17 protein-coding genes are annotated in these 16,037 nt (G+C 74.7%); 8 read left to right on the plus strand and 9 right to left on the minus strand.

What is annotated here, in order from left to right; translation table 11 throughout:
- The first annotated feature begins 72 nt into the window (after window positions 1–72).
- Window positions 73–867: a hypothetical protein gene (locus KBX06_RS09435; RefSeq protein WP_210833932.1), complete on the plus strand. Its 795-nt coding sequence runs from the start codon at window positions 73–75 to the stop codon at window positions 865–867.
- 27 nt (window positions 868–894) lie between these two features.
- Here the strand turns inward: KBX06_RS09435 and KBX06_RS09440 are convergent, their stop codons facing one another.
- The 7 genes from KBX06_RS09440 to KBX06_RS09470 form a co-directional block, all read right to left on the minus strand.
- The gene (locus tag KBX06_RS09440) at window positions 895–1,674 is read right to left on the minus strand and encodes an HAD-IIA family hydrolase (RefSeq protein ID WP_210833934.1); all 780 of its coding nucleotides are present in this window, start codon (window positions 1,672–1,674) and stop codon (window positions 895–897) included.
- 120 nt (window positions 1,675–1,794) lie between these two features.
- A complete protein-coding gene (locus KBX06_RS09445) occupies window positions 1,795–2,856 on the minus strand; it encodes a ferrochelatase (protein WP_210833936.1) in 1,062 nt (353 codons plus the stop codon).
- 113 nt (window positions 2,857–2,969) lie between these two features.
- On the minus strand, window positions 2,970–3,737 hold the full coding sequence (fabI, locus tag KBX06_RS09450; RefSeq protein WP_210833938.1) for an enoyl-ACP reductase FabI: 768 nt from the start codon (window positions 3,735–3,737) through the stop codon (window positions 2,970–2,972).
- Between the two features lie 37 nt (window positions 3,738–3,774).
- On the minus strand, window positions 3,775–4,479 hold the full coding sequence (gene fabG, locus KBX06_RS09455) for a 3-oxoacyl-ACP reductase FabG (protein ID WP_210833940.1): 705 nt from the start codon (window positions 4,477–4,479) through the stop codon (window positions 3,775–3,777).
- A gap of 757 nt (window positions 4,480–5,236) precedes the next feature.
- Complete coding sequence (locus KBX06_RS09460) at window positions 5,237–6,187, minus strand: VWA domain-containing protein (RefSeq protein ID WP_210833942.1); 951 nt, start codon at window positions 6,185–6,187, stop codon at window positions 5,237–5,239.
- Window positions 6,184–7,188, minus strand: coding sequence for a DUF58 domain-containing protein (locus KBX06_RS09465; RefSeq protein WP_210833944.1), 1,005 nt, complete (start codon window positions 7,186–7,188; stop codon window positions 6,184–6,186). Before KBX06_RS09465 ends, KBX06_RS09460 begins: the two co-directional genes overlap by 4 nt.
- Window positions 7,167–8,279, minus strand: a complete 1,113-nt coding sequence (locus tag KBX06_RS09470; protein WP_210833946.1) for a MoxR family ATPase — start codon at window positions 8,277–8,279, stop codon at window positions 7,167–7,169. Before KBX06_RS09470 ends, KBX06_RS09465 begins: the two co-directional genes overlap by 22 nt.
- 275 nt (window positions 8,280–8,554) lie before the next feature.
- Between KBX06_RS09470 and KBX06_RS09475 the strand changes: the two genes are divergently transcribed.
- The 3 genes from KBX06_RS09475 to KBX06_RS09485 are packed head-to-tail and all read left to right on the plus strand — an operon-like array spanning window position 8,555 to window position 10,768.
- Window positions 8,555–8,785, plus strand: coding sequence for a hypothetical protein (locus KBX06_RS09475; protein WP_210833948.1), 231 nt, complete (start codon window positions 8,555–8,557; stop codon window positions 8,783–8,785).
- Window positions 8,786–8,807: 22 nt separating this feature from the next.
- A complete protein-coding gene (locus KBX06_RS09480) occupies window positions 8,808–9,347 on the plus strand; it encodes a PH domain-containing protein (protein WP_210833956.1) in 540 nt (179 codons plus the stop codon).
- Entirely contained in the window at window positions 9,344–10,768 is a 1,425-nt protein-coding gene (locus KBX06_RS09485; protein ID WP_210833965.1) for a PH domain-containing protein, read from the plus strand. The genes KBX06_RS09480 and KBX06_RS09485 overlap by 4 nt, the downstream gene beginning before the upstream one ends.
- 16 nt (window positions 10,769–10,784) lie before the next feature.
- On the opposite strand, the gene KBX06_RS09490 is transcribed toward KBX06_RS09485, so the two are convergent.
- The gene (locus tag KBX06_RS09490; RefSeq protein WP_210833968.1) at window positions 10,785–11,825 is read right to left on the minus strand and encodes a phosphatase PAP2 family protein; all 1,041 of its coding nucleotides are present in this window, start codon (window positions 11,823–11,825) and stop codon (window positions 10,785–10,787) included.
- A 77-nt stretch (window positions 11,826–11,902) separates the two neighbouring features.
- Between KBX06_RS09490 and KBX06_RS09495 the strand changes: the two genes are divergently transcribed.
- Together KBX06_RS09495 and KBX06_RS09500 are read left to right on the plus strand one after the other, a co-directional pair.
- Window positions 11,903–12,307 carry a thioesterase family protein gene (locus tag KBX06_RS09495; protein WP_210833970.1) on the plus strand — a complete coding sequence of 135 codons (405 nt, stop codon included), beginning with the start codon at window positions 11,903–11,905 and terminating at the stop codon, window positions 12,305–12,307.
- Window positions 12,304–13,131: an MBL fold metallo-hydrolase gene (locus tag KBX06_RS09500; RefSeq protein ID WP_210833972.1), complete on the plus strand. Its 828-nt coding sequence runs from the start codon at window positions 12,304–12,306 to the stop codon at window positions 13,129–13,131. Before KBX06_RS09495 ends, KBX06_RS09500 begins: the two co-directional genes overlap by 4 nt.
- A 77-nt stretch (window positions 13,132–13,208) precedes the next feature.
- Here the strand turns inward: KBX06_RS09500 and KBX06_RS09505 are convergent, their stop codons facing one another.
- Entirely contained in the window at window positions 13,209–14,144 is a 936-nt protein-coding gene (locus tag KBX06_RS09505; protein WP_210833974.1) for a PfkB family carbohydrate kinase, read from the minus strand.
- A 65-nt stretch (window positions 14,145–14,209) separates the two neighbouring features.
- Between KBX06_RS09505 and KBX06_RS09510 the strand changes: the two genes are divergently transcribed.
- Both KBX06_RS09510 and KBX06_RS09515 read left to right on the plus strand, forming a co-directional pair.
- Entirely contained in the window at window positions 14,210–14,584 is a 375-nt protein-coding gene (locus tag KBX06_RS09510) for a nuclear transport factor 2 family protein (RefSeq protein WP_210833976.1), read from the plus strand.
- 272 nt (window positions 14,585–14,856) lie between these two features.
- Window positions 14,857–15,996, plus strand: coding sequence for a lytic polysaccharide monooxygenase (locus KBX06_RS09515; protein WP_210833979.1), 1,140 nt, complete (start codon window positions 14,857–14,859; stop codon window positions 15,994–15,996).
- Window positions 15,997–16,037: the final 41 nt, after the last annotated feature.

Consider the following 16,037-nt stretch of genomic DNA (forward strand, 5'->3'; position numbering starts at 1 on the left):
TGATCGACGGGGTGGCGGGCGGTCGGAGCGGCAGTCGAGACAGGGGCGGTGGTGACCACGTACCCTTTCGGCATGTCCACCCCCGCAGCGGGCGCGGCCACTCTCACACCGCGCCGGTCCAGCCGGTTCGTTGCCTGGGTTCGCGCCTGGCGCGCCGGCCTGGTGCCCTTCGACGAGGTGGCCGACGCCATCGCCGGCGACGAGGAACACCTGGTTGCCGACGCACCCGGCACCTGGACCGACGTCCCCCTGCCCCAGGCACTGCCCACCCTCGCGAAGCTCTCGCCCGACGAGATCCGGCTCGTGCTGCCCGCGCCCGGCGACCCGCGCGGGCTGCCCGGTCCGGGCGACTTCGCCGGCGCGGCGCTGGTCGCCGGCGAGGCGGTCGTCGCCGGGGGCCTCGGGCTGATCCCGCACGTGCGCACGCACACTTCGGGGTCCGGCGACACCTTCGAGACCGTGCTCTGGCGGGTCTACCCGCTGCCGGCCGACGCCCCGGCCGCCTCGCTCACGCTGCCCGGCGCCGCCGAGGCCGAGGCGGAACTGGCGGCGGCGCTGCACGACACCACCGCGGCGCTGACCCGGCTCGACGTCGCCCAGTGGCGCCCCGAGCTGGCCGGGGCGCTGGAGGCGCTGCGCCGACCGGACGGCGCCACCGACCTGCCGCCCGGGTTCGACCCGCGGGCCCGGCGGCTCTTCGCCCGGGCCGCCGTGCTCGACCGGGTGCTGGCGCTGGCCGGGCACGCCGCACCGGGCGGCGCGATCAACAACTACGAGGCCCAGCAGCGCGACGCCGCGCTGCGCCCGCTGACCACCGCCTGCCGGCAGGCCCTGGTCGCCGCCTGCAACGCCCCGCTGCGTCCCTGACGTCGGGGGCGCCCGCGTGCGGTCGGGTCAGACCTCGTCGACCAGGTCGGCGACGGAGTTGACGATCCGCGAGGGACGGTACGGGTAGCGCTCCGCCTCGGCGCGGCTGCTGATCCCGGTCAGCACCAGGATCGTCTCCAGGCCGGCCTCCAGCCCGCACAGGATGTCGGTGTCCATCCGGTCGCCGATCATCGCGGTCGTCTCGGAGTGCGCGTTGATCGTGTTCAGCGCGGAGCGCATCATCATCGGATTCGGCTTGCCGACGAAGTACGGCTCGACCCCCGTCGCCTTGGAGATCATCGCGGCGACCGAGCCGGCGGCCGGCAGCGCGCCCTCCACCGACGGGCCCGTCACGTCGGGGTTCGTGCAGATGAACCGGGCCCCGTCGTTGATCAGCCGGACCGCCTTGGTGATCGCCTCGAAGCTGTAGGTGCGGGTCTCCCCCAGCACCACGTAGTCCGGGGCGAAGTCGGTCAGCACGTAGCCGACCGCGTGCAGCGCCGTGGTCAGCCCGGCCTCCCCGATCACGTACGCGGTGCCGCCCGGCCGCTGGTCGGCCAGGAACTGCGCGGTGGCCAGCGCGGAGGACCAGATCGACTGCTCCGGCACGTCGAGGCCCATCCGGCTCAGCCGGGCCGTGAGGTCGCGCGGCGTGTAGATCGAGTTGTTGGTGAGCACCAGGAACGGCTTGCCGGAGGCGCGCAGGCGGGAGACGAACTCCGGCGCCCCGGGCACGGGCTGGCCCTCGTGCACCAGCACGCCGTCCATGTCGGTCAGCCAGCTCTCCACCGGCCTGCGGTCCTGCATCGTCTCTCGTTCCAGGGGTGTCGGGGTCGCCGGCGGGGCCGGCGCGGCGGTCGGGAGGCCGGATGCTGCGGGGCCGGCGCGGAAGTCAGGAGGCCGGATGCTGCGGGGCCGGCGCGGAAGTCAGGAAGCCGGATGCTGCGGGGCCGGCGCGGCGGAGGGGCGGCGGGCCGGGACGCAGCACACCGTGGGGCAGGTGTCCCACATCGGCAGCTCGCCGACGCGGCGGCGCAGGGCGACACCGTCCGGCTCGGTGCGCTCCCGAACCAGCTCGCGGACCATCGCCACGAAGCGGGGGTCGGTGCCGGGGGTGGCGGCCCGGACGAGCTCCAGCCCGAGCTGCCCGGCCGTCTGGCGCGCCTCCGTGTCCAGGTCCCACACCACCTCCAGGTGGTCGGAGACGAACCCGATCGGGCTGACCACCACCGCGGTGGTGCCGGCCCCGGCCAGCGTACGCAGGTGGTCGTTCACGTCCGGCTCCAGCCACGGCACCTGCGGCGGGCCGGAGCGGCTCTGCCAGACCAGGTCCCAGGGCAGGTCCGGGGCGGCCGAGGCGTGGACCAGCCGGGCCACCTCGGCGAGCTGCGCCTCGTACCGGCCGCCGTGCGGGCCGGCGTTCGCGGCCATCGAGTTCGGGATCGAGTGCGCGGTGAACACCAGCCGGGTGCTGTCCCGCCGGGCCGGGTCGAGCCGGCCGAGCGCCGCCCGCACCGCGTCGGCGTGCGGCTCGACGAAGCCGGGGTGGTCCCAGAACTGGCGGATCTTGTCGATCATCGGGGCGTCCGGGCCGACCGCCGCGCGGGCGGCGGCGATGTCCTCCTGGTACTGCCGGCAGGAGGAGTAGCCACCGTAGGCGCTGGTCACGAACGCCAGGGCGTGGGTGACGCCGTCGTCGCGCATCTGCGCCACGGTGTCGGCGAGCATCGGGTGCCAGTTCCGGTTGCCCCAGTAGACCGGCAGGTCGACGCCGTTGGCCGCGAAGTCCTCCCGGACAGCCGTCAACAGCTCCCGGCACTGCTGGTTGATCGGGGAGACGCCACCGAAGTGCTGGTAGTGCTCGGCGACCTCCGCCAGCCGCTCCGGCGGCACGCCCCGCCCCCGGGTCACGTTCTGCAGGAAGGGCATCACGTCCTCGGGCCGTTCCGGTCCGCCGAAGGACACCAGGACCACCGCGTCGTACGCCATGGGCCCCATTCTCCCCGGTCGACCCGTCCCGCCGGGCGGGGCCCCCTCACCCCTGGTGTAAGGAAGGGCCCCTTACTAACGCATAGCGTTAGTAAGGGGCCCTTCCTTACACCTCAGGCGCCGATGGCGTGGTAGCCGCCGTCGACGTGCACGATCTCGCCGGTGGTGGCCGGGAACCAGTCGGACAGCAGCGCCAGGCAGGCCCGCGCGGCCGGCTCCTGGTCGGTGAGGCTCCAGCCCAGCGGCGCGCGATCGGCCCAGGCCTGTTCGAACTGGTCGAAGCCGGGGATCGACTTCGCGGCGATGGTGCGCAGCGGCCCGGCGGCCACGAGGTTGCTGCGGATGCCCTGCTTGCCCAGGTGCAGCGCCAGGTAGCGGGAGGCGGACTCCAGCCCGGCCTTGGCCACGCCCATCCAGTCGTAGACGGGCCACGCCCTCGTGGCGTCGAAGGTCAGACCTACCACCGCGCCGCCGGCGGACATCAGCGGCAGCGCCGCCATGGCCAGCGACTTGTAGGAGTACGTGGAGACGTGCAGCGCGGTGGCCACGTCTTCCCAGGGAGCGTCGAGGAAGCCACCGCCGAGGCAGCTCTGGGGGGCGAACCCGATCGAGTGCACCACCCCGTCCAGTCCGTCGACGTGCTCGCGCACGCGGTCGCCGAGCCCGGCGAGGTGGTCGGCGTCGGTGACGTCCAGCTCGATCACCGGGGCGGGCTCGGGCAGTCGCCTGGCGATCCGCTCCACCAGGGAGAGCCGGCCGTAGCCGGTGAGCACGACCTGCGCCCCGTTCTCCTGGGCGAGCTTCGCCACCGAGAAGGCGATCGAGGCGTCGGTGATGACGCCGGTGACCAGCAGCCGCTTACCGGCGAGCAGTCCGGACATGCAGGAGTTCCTCCGTAGTTCTTCGGTGACCGCGTGGTCAGTGGCCCATGCCGAGGCCGCCGTCGACGGGGATGACGGCGCCGGAGACGTAGCCGGCGGCGTCGCCGGCCAGCCAGGTGACCACACCCGCGATCTCGTCCGGCTGCGCGAAGCGGTTGGCGGGGATGGCCTTGCGGTACTCGGTCCTGCGGTCCTCGGGCAGGCCGGCGGTCATGTCGGTCTCCACGTAGCCGGGCGCGACCACGTTCGCCGTGATGTTGCGGCTGCCCAGCTCGCGGGTGATCGAGCGGGCCACACCCACCAGGCCAGCCTTGCTCGCGGCGTAGTTGACCTGGCCCGGGCCGCCGTAGAGGCCGACCACCGAGGAGATGAAGATCATGCGCCCCCACTTCGCGCGCAGCATCTTGCCGGAGGCGCGCTTGGCGCACCGGAACGCGCCCGTGAGGTTGGTGTCGAGCACGCGGGTGAACTGCTCCTCGGACATCCGCAGCAGCAGCGTGTCGTCGGTGATCCCGGCGTTGGCGACGAGCACCTGCACCGGTCCCAGCTCCGCCTCGACGGCGGTGAACGCCGCGTCGACCGACGCGGAGTCGGTCACGTCGCAGCGGACGCCGAACAGCCCCTCCGGGGGCTCGCCGCTGCGGTGGGTCACCGCCACCCGGTCGCCCTCCTTGGCGAAGGCCTGCGCGATGGCCAGGCCGATCCCCCGGTTGCCGCCGGTCACCAGGACGGTACGGGCCACGGTTCCTCCTGTGGTTCAGTGATCTCCCGGTCGGTCGGAGCCTAGGCGTTACCGGCAGGTAAGCGCTAACGCCGGGCACGTCCGGGCAGGTCGGGTGTCGCCCGCCGGCGGCCCCGGCCGCGCGCCGCCGGCGGCGCTGCGGGCCCATCGGAGCTGGTCGGTCCGGCCGCTCGGCCGAGTGCGCCGACAGGACCCCGCGGGTGTACGATGATCCACGCTTGCGGGCCGTGCGGCCCGCGTTCCGGGCCCCGCCGACCGCAGGAGGTGATCGCTGTGCGAGATAGCGATCCTCCCAGTCGTGGCCGGGCCGAACGTCAGCCCCGCTGAGCCACGACTCAGCAGGTGAGCTGACCCAGCTCCGCTCCCCGCCTCCGCCCGGTCACCGGCCCCGCGCCGGGTGACCGGGCCGCGCCGCCCGCCGCCCGGGTGGCCCGCCGGGAGCCGCCCGGTCACGACTTCGTGTGCGCGTCCTGATCCACCCCCTGCGGTCCGCCCCCGCACGCGCGGACCGTCCAGCCGCCACCCGGAGCCGTCCATGAGCCGCTACGTCGCCCCGCTGGGCTTCACCCTCGCCGCCGTCTGGGTGGCCGTCGTCTTCGTCCTCGCCGGCGGCACCGCGCACTGACCGCCCGCGGCACGCGGACTACCGGGGCGCGGGACTGCCGGGGCGCGGGACTGCCGGGGGCACGTGGACTGCCGGGGCACGCGCTGAGCGTCGGCGGCGGCCACCGACCGCCACCGGCCGTCCCGCACGTCGTCAGAGCATCCGCGAGGACCACAGCAGGTTGAGCGCGCCGGCGCAGAGCGCCAGCAGCAGGGCCACCCCCGCGTACCACTGGGTGACCTCGCGGGGTTCCGTGCGGAACCCGATCGAGCTGCCCATGTCCTGGTAGACCTGCTTCAGCTCGGTCACCGAGGCCGCCTCGTAGAAGTAGCCCTCGGTGGCCTCGGCCAGGTCGGCCAGAGCCAGCCGGTCCACCGGCACCCGTTGCAGCTGACCGCCGATGTCCACCTGCCCCGAGTCGGTGCCGAAGGCGATCGTCGAGACCGGCACGTTCGCCGCCTGCGCGGCGGCGGCCGCCTCCTCCACCGACCGCCCCGAGGTGCGGTACCCGTCGGAGAGCAGCACGATGCGGGCCGGCGGGATCCCCGCCGCGCCGTCCGCCGGCACCGACCGGATCGCCTCCAGGCAGGTGAGGACCGCCTCCCCGGTCGCCGTAGCCTCGGCCAGCACCAGCCCGTCGATCGCGCTGGTCACCGCCGCCCGGTCCTTGCCCGGCGGCACCAGTACGTTCGCCGACTTGGCGAACGAGACCAGCCCCAGGTTGTAGCTCTCCGGCAGCTCGCCGACGAACTGCTTGGCCGCCTCCTGCGCCGCCTCCAGCCGGTTCGGCGACACGTCGTCGGCCTGCATGGACAGCGACACGTCGATGGCGAGCATCACGGTGGCCCGTTCCAGCGGCTCCCGGGTGTCGACCGACGGCCGGGCCAGTGCGGTCGCCAGCACCAGCAGGCAGAGCAGGAACGCCGTCGCCGGCACGTGCCGCCGCCAGCCCAGCCCCTTCGGTGCCAGGGTGCGCAGCAGGTCCACGTTGGTGAACCGCAGCGCGTACGCCCGGCGGTGCAGCTGCCGCCACACGTAGAGCGCGGCCAGGGCGAACACCGGCAGCACGGCCAGTAGCCACCACGGTTGCAGAAAGCGGATCATCGTGTCGTCCCCCTGGTGCGCGCGTGCCGCTGCGCGGCCACGAAACGCACCATGTCGAGCAGCCAGTCTCGGTCCGTACGCAGTCGCAGGTGGGCCGCACCCGCGCCGCGCAGCGCCGCGGAGATCTCGGCCCGCTGGGCGGCCGCCGCCTCGGCGTAGCGGTGGCGCAGCCGCGGGTCGGCGGTCTGCACCTCGTGCAGCTCACCGGTCTCCGGATCGACCACCGGCAGCACCCCGACGTCGGGCAGCTCCAGCTCACGGGGATCGACCACCTCGATCGCCACCACGTCGTGCCGGACGCGCAGCTTACGCAGCGGCCGGGCCCACCGCTGCGGCGGGGCGAGGAAATCGGAGATCACCACTGCCACGCCGCGCCGCCGGGGCGGCCGGTTGAGCATGTCCACCAGCGCGCCCAGATCGCTGCGCCCGGGGCGGATCTCGGTGCCGGCGATCGCCCGCAGCAGCGCCTGGGCCTCCTTGCGCCCGGAACGCGCGGGCAGCCGGGTGTAGACGTCCGGGCCGGCCACCGGCGGCGCCGGGTGCCACCGGCGGGCCGGGGCGCTCGCGCCACCGCCGCTGCCGATCACCGCGCCGATCCGGTTGCCGCCGCGCACGGTCAGGTGGGCCAGCGCCGCCGCGGCGGCCACCACGACGTCGCGCTTGAGCCAACGGCCGGTGCCGAAGTCCAGGCTCGCCGAGAGGTCCACCGCCAGCCACGTCTCCAGCTCCCGGTCGGCCACCGTACGTCGGACGTGCGGCGTCGTCGTACGGGCGGTGACCGGCCAGTCCATCCGGCGTACGTCGTCGCCGGGGCGGTACTCGCGCGACTCCCCCGCCTCGCTGCCCGGACCGGGCAGCAGGCCGGCGTAGTCGCCCTGGAGCAGGCCGTCGAGTTTGCGGGTGACCATCAGTTGCAGCCGCGACAGGATGGCCTCGGTGCGGTCGGAGGGGACGTCGGCAGGCCGACGGGCGGGTGGGGTCACGGGCGCTGGCCGGGCCAACCGGCGCCCGGCGGCGCGGCGGTCGGCGTGGGGGCGGGGGTGGCCTGCTGCCGGGGCGCGACCGAGGGCAGCGGGATGGTGGACATCACCCGGTGCACCACGTGGTCGGCGGGCACGTCGTCGGCGAGCGCGTCGTAGCTGAGCACGAGCCGGTGGCGCAGGATGTCCGGCGCGATGTCCTGCACGTCCTGCGGCAGGGCGTAGTCCCGGCCGCGCAGCAGTGCCAGCGCGCGGGTGGCCCGGACCAGGCCGAGCGAGGCGCGCGGGCTGGCGCCGTACTGGATGAGCTGGGCGACGTCGGGCATCCCGTGTTCCGCCGGAGCGCGGGTGGCCAACACCAGCCGGACCGCGTAGTCGACCAGCGCGTTGTGCACGAAGACCTGGTCGGCCTTGCGTTGCAGGGCGATCAGGTCGCCGGTGGTGAAGACCGACGCCGGCCGCGGTGGGGCGACCCCCATCCGGTAGACGATCTCCCGCTCCTCGGCGTCGGTCGGGTAGCCGACGACGATCTTCATGAGGAAGCGGTCCCGCTGGGCCTCGGGCAGCGGGTAGACGCCCTCCTGCTCGATCGGGTTCTGCGTCGCCATCACCAGGAACGGGTCGGGTACCCGGTGACTCTCGCCGCCGATGGACACCTGCCGCTCGCTCATCACCTCCAGCAACGCCGACTGCACCTTGGCCGGCGCCCGGTTGATCTCGTCGGCGAGCAGGAAGTTGACGAACACCGGGCCCAGCTCGACGTCGAACTTCTCGCTCGACTGCCGGTAGATGCGGGTGCCCATGATGTCGGCGGGCACCAGGTCGGGGGTGAACTGCACCCGGGCGAAGGAGCCGCCGACCACCTTTGCGAGGGTCTCCACCGCGAGCGTCTTCGCCACCCCGGGCACGCCCTCCAGCAGGCAGTGGCCCCGGGCGAGCAGCGCGACGAACATCCGCTCCACCATCCGGTCCTGCCCGACGATGACCCGTTTGGTCTCGAACAGCGCCCGCTCGAGCAGCGTCGCGTCCTCGGCCGGCGTGGTCACCGGCTCGGATGTCTCCGGGCCCGTCCCGTTCGGCGTCGGGGCGTCGGGCGTGGTCGGCTGGGCCACCGGTCCTCCACAGCATGATCGGTTGTCGCGCGGCGTGGTGCGTGTCAAGACTCGCATGTCCGGCTGAGTGCCGAGGTAGGGAGAAGGCGATTTTCGCCGTGCCGTCCCCGGGGGCGCGTCGCGGGCCCGCCACGCCGCCTCGGGAGGCGGAATCGCCGATCACGGGTGGACACGGACGGGTGCCGCGCGTGTACCATTCACCCCGTCGCCGGGCGGCTCCCCCCGTGGCCGCCCGGCGCTCAAACTTCCGGTGCCGCCGCCCTAGACTGGCCGGGATGAGCACCCCCCTCCCCGCCGACGAGCCGCTGATCTGCTCGTCCCGCGGCTGTCGCGCGCCGGCCGAGTGGGCGCTGAGGTGGAACAATCCCCGGCTGCACGACGCCGAGCGGCGCAAGACCTGGCTGGCGTGCACCGCGCACCGCGCCACCCTCGGCGACTTTCTCGACGCCCGCGGCTTCCTCCGGGAGGTCGTACCGGCGCCCCGATCGCCTACGCTCGAAGGGTGAGCGCGCACAACGGAACTCCACGGTGAGCGGTGACGGGTCCGCCGGCCCGCCACCGGCCTCGCCCCTCCCGTCGCCCGGCCCCCTGGAGCCGTGGCCGGACACCGTCCGCTGGCAGTCGGTCTCGTCCGACCTGATCTGGGTGGAGCTGATCCGCCTGGCGATGGTGCTGATCGTCCTCGCCCTCGGGCTGGGCGTCGGCTGGGCGGTCAGTGGCAGCGGGTTCTTCGGCGCAGCGGTCGGCGTGGTGCTGCTGTTCGGCGTCCTGCGCAGCGTGGCGATCGTGCGCGCCGTACGGGCCTGGGGCTACGCGGAGCGCGAGGACGACCTGCTGGTCCGGCACGGGCTGCTGGTACGGCGGCTGTCCATCGTGCCGTACTCCCGGATGCAGTTCGTGGACGTCAGCGCGGGGCCCCTGGAGCGCGCGTTCGGGCTGGCCACCGTGCAGTTGCACACGGCGGCGGCGGCGAGCGACGCCCGGGTGCCGGGGCTGCGCCCGGCGGAGGCGTCCCGGCTGCGCGACCGGCTCACCGCGCTGGGCGAGGACCGGGCGGAGGGCCTGTGAGCGACCCGGCCGCCCGGGGCACGGAGCGTCCCGGGCCGGCGCCGGCGGAGCCCGGCGTCCCACCGGGGACGACCGGCCCCGGCACGGTTCCCGGGCCGGCAGGGGGTCCTGAGCCGCGGCAGCGGCTGCACCCGCTGAGCCCCGCCCTGCACGGCGCCAAGTCCCTGGTCGTGGTGATCGCCGGGCTGTCCTGGTCCACGCTGTCACGCGTCGGCTTCGGCTGGTTCGCCGTGATGGCGGCGGTGCTGGCCCTGGGTGCCACCGTGCTGGCCGTGGTGAGCTGGTACCACACCGGCTACCACGTGGTGGGTCGTGAGCTGCGGGTGTACGAGGGGCTGATCTGGCGGCGCACCCGGGCGATCCCGCTGGAACGGCTCCAGGCCGTCGAGGTGGTCCGCCCGCTGCTCGCCCAGCTCACCGGCCTGGCGGAGCTGCGACTGGAGGTGGTGGGCGGGGGCAAGACCGAGGCGCCGCTGGCCTACCTGGGCGTCGCGGAGGCGGCCGCGCTGCGCCAGCGGCTGCTCGCCCTCGCCGGGCGGGTCACGGCCGGGACGAGCGCGCCGCCGCCCGGGCTGGCCGCGGATCCGGCGGGGACGCCGGCAGCACCGCCCGGCCGGCCGCTGCACGCCGTGGCGAACAACGACCTGCTGGTCAGCCAACTGCTGACCCCGCAGGCGTTCATGATCCCGTTCGGCGTGGCCTTCGTGGTGGCGCAGTTCCTCTCCGAGGACTCCTGGTCGTTCGTCGCGGTGGCGAGCACCCTGACCGCCATGGCGGGCGTGCTGCTGCAACCGGTACGGCGGGTGCTCGACGACTGGAACTTCCGGCTCGCCCGGGACGAGGGCACGCTGCGGATCCGCAACGGGCTGCTGGAGACGCGCGCGCAGACCGTGCCGCTGGACCGGGTGCAGGCCGTCGGGGTGACCTGGCCGCTGCTGTGGCGGGTCAAGGGCTGGCTGCGGCTGCGGTTGGAGGTCGCGGGCTACTCCGCCGGCGAGGCCGACGAGCGCAACCGGCCGGACCGGCTGCTCCCCGTCGGGGACCTGGCGACCGGCGAGGCGATCGTGGCCGAGGTGCTGCCCGGGGTGCGGCTGGAGGCGCTGCCGTTGAGCCCGCCGCCGGAGCGGGCCCGCTGGCTCAACCCGCTGAGCCGGCAGGTGCTCGGAGCCGGGCTCGACGCCCGGGTCTTCGCCGTCCGGTCCGGCCTGCTCACCCGGCAGGTGGCGCTGGTGCCGTACGCCCGGATCCAGAGCGTGCGGGTCGTGCAGGGGCCGGCGCAGCGGCGCCTGCGGCTGGCGACGGTGCACGCCGACACGGCCGGCGGCGCCGGCGCCGCCGCCCGGGACCGGGACGTCACCGAGGCGTGGGTCCTCGCGGCGGAACTGACGGCCCGCGCGCGGGCCGCCCGCCGGGCGGGCTGACCCCGCCCGGAGGCGGTCAGCGGGCCGCGGTCACCGGTGGCGGCTCGGCGGCGGCCGGCGGGTCGGTCGGCGCGGCGCCGGGCCCCGCCGGGGCCCGGCGGGCCCTGCGGGCCCTGCGGGCCGCCCACCAGCGCTCGGCCAGGCCGACCGCGAGGAAGGTCATCCCGACGTACGCCCAGCCGACCAGCACGTCGATGACGTAGTGCTCGCCCGAATAGACCAGGGTGAACGTCATCGCCAGCGGGTACGTCAGCAGCAGCGGCCACCAGCGGCGGCGGGTCTGCCGCAGGAAGAACAGCACCACGAACAACGCGAACGCGGTGTGCAGCGAGGGCATCGCGGCCACCGGGTTGGAGGCGATCTGCCCGGCGTTGAGCAGGTTGCCGGCGCCGTGCATGCCGAACGCCTTCCACCCGCGCGTGGAGATCCGGGCGACCTCCTCCAGCAGGCCGTTCTGCGCCGCCCACCAGGGCGGGGCGGCCGGGTAGAGGAAGTAGGTGATCAGGCCGGTGGCGCACAGGAAGCCCCAGCGGCGCATGAAGGCCGCCCACCGCCCCCGGTCGCGCAGCCAGAGCACCGCCGCGGCGGCCAGCGCCACCACGAAGTGGGAGAAGTAGACCCAGCTCACGGCGACGTCCCACCAGTGCACCTCGGGCCGGTAGAGGTGTTCCTGGAGCCAGGTCGTCGGCACCTGCCCGCCGGTGGCCCAGCCGAACATGACCCGGTCGGCGACGATCAGCTCGTACGCGTGCGGGGTGGCGCCGTTGTCGGCGAAGCCCCGGGACAGGTTGTAGACGGCGAGCAGCAGCACCACCGGCACCCAGTCCCGCGCGAAGCGCAGGTGGCTGCGCCACGGCCGGCTGCTGTGCCAGGCGATCGTCGCCGCCCAGATCCACAGGAAGGCGTACGCCGGGTCGGTCGGCAGGCCGATGCCGAGCCATCCGGCGACGAAGGCGACCCCCCACACCGTCATCGCGACCACCCGGCGACGCCCGCCGTCGGGCGAGGCGGGTGGCTCGCTGCGGGCAGGGGGCTGGGGGTCGGTCGCGACAGACATCGCGGTCAAGGTTAACGGCGCGGGCGGCATCGACCGACGCCGACCACCGCCCGTGTCGTCTCGGCTAGGCTTTGGCGATGCAGGAGCAGCCGGAGTCCGCGCTGACCCCGGGCCTGACCGCCCGGGTGGAGCTGACCGTCACCGACACCGACACCGCCCAGGCGGTCGGCTCCGGGGACGTGCCCGTCCTCGGCACGCCCCGCGTGCTCGCCCTCGCCGAGGCGGCCACGGTCGCGGCCACCGCCGCCCGGATGCCGGGCGGGTCGACGACCGTCGGAACCCGGGTCGAGCTCGACCATCTCGCGGCCACCCCGGTCGGGCGGACGGTGGTGGCACAGGCGCGGCTGACCGCGGTCGACGGGCGGCGGCTGCACTTCGAGGTGAGCGTCAGCGACGGCGACGCGACGGTCGCCGAGGGCCGGGTGGAGCGGGTGCTGGTCGACCGGCAGCGCTTCGTGGAACGCGCCGCGCGGTCGTCGTGACCGCCCGCTTCGTGCGGGTCGCCGACGGGGTGCACGTGCTGCGCGAGCCGTTGCTGCACGTCAACGTCACCCTGGTCGTCGGCGACGGGGCCGCGCTGGTCGTCGACACGCTCTCCACCGCGGGGCAGGCCGCCGCGCTGGCCGACGCCGCGCGGGCCGTCACCGCCGCGCCGTGGACGCTGGTCAACACCCACCACCACTTCGACCACTGCTTCGGCAACGCGACGCTCGCCGCCGACCCGCCCCGCCCGGTGTACGCGCACGAGATCGCGGCCGAGGCGATGCGCGAGCCGGACCGGCTGCGCCGCGAGGCGTACGCGGAACTGCGCGACACGCAGCCCGCGCTGGCCGAGGAGGTGGCCACGACGACGCTGCTGGCGCCGACGCACACCGTGCACGCCGAGACAGTGCTCGACGTGGGCGGCCGGCGGGTGGTGCTGCGCCACCCCGGTCGTGGGCACACCGCGGGCGACCTGGTGGTGCACGTGCCGGACGCCGACGTGCTGGTCGCCGGTGACCTGGTGGAGCAGAGCGGCCCGCCCGCCTTCGAGGAGTCGTACCCGTTGCAGTGGCCCGACACGGTGGCGGAGCTGCTGCGGATGACCACCCCGGAGACCGTGGTCGTGCCGGGGCACGGCGAGCCGGTGGACGCCGGGTTCGTCCGCGCCCAGCACGCCGGGCTCGCCGAGCTGGCCTGGCTCATCCGCGCCGGGCACACCGGCGGCGCCCCGCCCGAGCGCGTCGCCGCCGAGGCGCCCTTCGGCGCCCGTCCCGCCCTGCACGCCGCCCGCCGGGGCTACGCCGAGCTCGACGGCACCGCCTGACGCTGTGGGAGGGCCCGGTCAGCGGGTCCAACGCGACCGGCGGGCCGCGGCACGGCGCCCGCGGGAGCGAGCGGCGGTCAGTGGGCGAAGCGGGCGAGGACCTCGGCGCGGGTGGGCATGGCGGTCGCGCCGCCGGGCGACTCGCAGACCAGGCCGGCGACCCGCAGCGCGAAGGCCACCCGCTCGGGCCAGGCCGCCGGGTCCGTGGGCTCGCCGTCGACCAGCAGGTCCGCGACGAGCGCCCCCATCACCGAGTCGCCCGCGCCGGTGGCGTCGACCGCGTCGACCTTCGGCGCGGGTACGCGTACCGGATCGGCACCGGCGGCGGCGAGCACCGCGCCGGCGGCGCCGAGGGTGACCACGACGGTGCCGGCGCCGAGTTCCCGCAGGTACGCCGCCACGCCCTCCTCGGGTTCGCCGGGATAGAGCAGTTCCGCGTCGGCGGCGCTGAGCTTGACGAGGTGGGCGCCGGCGGCGAACTCCGCCACCACCCGGCGCAGCCCGGCCAGTGCGCCCGGCCCGTCGAGCAGCCGGGGGCGCACGTTCGGGTCGAAGACCCGCAGCCCGCAGGCAAGGCCCCAGGCCCGACGCGCGGCGGCCAGCGCCGGCGGCTGGAGCAGCACGATCGAACCGCAGTAGACGACGTCGGCGCCCGCGACCAGCCCGGCGTCGAGGTCGTCGGGGCCGAGCATCCCGTAGGAGGGCGGCTCGCCGTAGAACCGGAAGTCTGGCTCGGGGCCGGCGAAGGTGGCCACCGCCAGGGCGGTCGGGGCGGGGACGGTGACCGCCCCGGTGAGGCCGACGCCCGCCCCGGTCAGGACGGCACGGATCCGCCCGGCCAGGACGTCGTCGCCGAGCGACCCGACGAACTGCACCGCGCCGCCGAGCCGGGCGACGGCGACCGCCACGTTCAGCGGCCCGCCGCCGACGGCCTGCCGGTAGACGGGCTCGCCGTCGCGCTCGGTGTCGAGCAGGTCGACCAGCGCCTCGCCCAGCACCACCGCGTATCCCATGCCGGTCCTCCGTCCACGCCGCCCGCCGAGCGATCTTGTCGTACCAGCCTGGCACAGTCACCCCCATGACGAGCGCTGAAGCCACCGTGTCGGCCTACTGGGCGGCGTTGGAGGCGCGCGACTGGGTGGCCTTCGGCCGGCTGCTCGCCGACGACGTGGTCTACCACCTGCCACAGACGCGCGAGCGGGTCGTGGGCCGGGAGTCGTTGCTGCGCTTCAACCAGGAGTACGCCGACGGCTGGCACCTCACGGTGACCCGGGCGGTCGCCTCGGGCCGGCACGCCGCCTGCTGGATCACCTGCGCACTCGGGGGCGAGGTGCTTTCCGCCGCGAGCTTCCTCGACCTCGACGAGGCCGGTCTCGTCCGCGAGGTGACCGAGTTCTGGCCGGAGCCCTACGAACCGCCGCCCGGCCGGGAGCACCTCGTCGAGCGCTACTGACACATCGAGCAACGGCTATTGCGCGGCTCGTCGTCCCGTGGTGGGATGGCGCTTGCCGGCTGGTGCGGGGGCTGCCGCACCGCTGGCGCCGGGTTTCACGTCCACGCGAGGGCACCGGCCCGCGAGTCGGGCCGCCGACGGCGCACGTCCACCGGCCATCCGCGCCGGGCACGTCCGCCACGACCGCCATGCCCGTGTCGCAGCGGGGCGGCCGGCGCCGCCTCCCGCGCGTTGCCCGCGGGGCGCCCGCGTCCCGCGAGTGAGGAGAACCCGTGTCCCACCGATCGCGTACGGCCGCGTTGCTCACCGCGGCCGCGACCCTTCTCGTGGGCGCCGTCGCCCTGACGGCGGGGCCCGACCCCGCCGCCGCGCACGGCACCCCGATGACGCCCGGCAGCCGCACCTACCTCTGTTGGAAGGACGGTCTCACCAGCACCGGCGAGATCAAGCCGAACAATCCCGCCTGCTCCGCCGCCGTGGCCCAGAGCGGGACCAACTCGCTCTACAACTGGTTCAGCGTGCTGCGTTCCGACGCCGGCGGCCGGACCGTCGGCTTCATCCCGGACGGCAAGCTGTGCAGCGGCGGCAACCCGGGCTTCGCCGGGTACGACCTGGCCCGCACCGACTGGCCGCTGACCCACCTGACGGCCGGGGCCCGGCTGGACTTCCGCTACAGCAACTGGGCCCACCACCCGGGCACCTTCTACTTCTACGTCACGAAGGACAGTTGGAGCCCGGGCCGACCGCTGGCCTGGAACGACCTGGAGGAGCCGTTCCTGACGGTGACCAACCCGCCGCAGCGCGGCTCGAGCGGCACCAACGACGGGCACTACTACTTCAGCGGCAACCTGCCCACCAACAAGAGCGGCCGGCACGTCATCTACTCGCGCTGGGTGCGCTCCGACAGCCAGGAGAACTTCTTCGGCTGCTCGGACGTCACCTTCGACGGCGGCAACGGCGAGGTCACCGGCGTCGGCCCGGGCGGCACGCCGCCGCCCAACCCGACGACCCCGCCGCCGAACCCGACGACTCCCCCGCCCAACCCGACCACGCCGCCGCCGAACCCGACCACGCCGCCGCCGAACCCGACCACGCCGCCGCCGCACAGCGGTGACTGCATGCCGGTCTTCAAGGTGATCAGCGCCTGGAACGGCGGCTTCCAGGGCGAGGTCATGATCATGAACCACAGCGCGTCGACGTGGTCGGGCTGGACGGCCAACTGGACGTGGCCCAGCGGACAGAGCATCAACAGCCTGTGGAGCGGCACGCTGAGCACGTCCGGCTCCTCGGTCACCGTGACCAACGCGCCGTACAACGGCGCGATCCCCCCGGAGGGCACCACGACCTTCGGCTTCGTCGCCACCACCAACGGCACCAACACCCTGCCCACGGTCACCTGCTCCGGCCGCTGACCGCACCCTGCCTGACCCCGCACCCCTGAAACGGTCAAGAG

Source organism: Micromonospora sp. C31, assembly GCF_018070575.1.
Lineage (GTDB): Bacteria > Actinomycetota > Actinomycetes > Mycobacteriales > Micromonosporaceae > Micromonospora.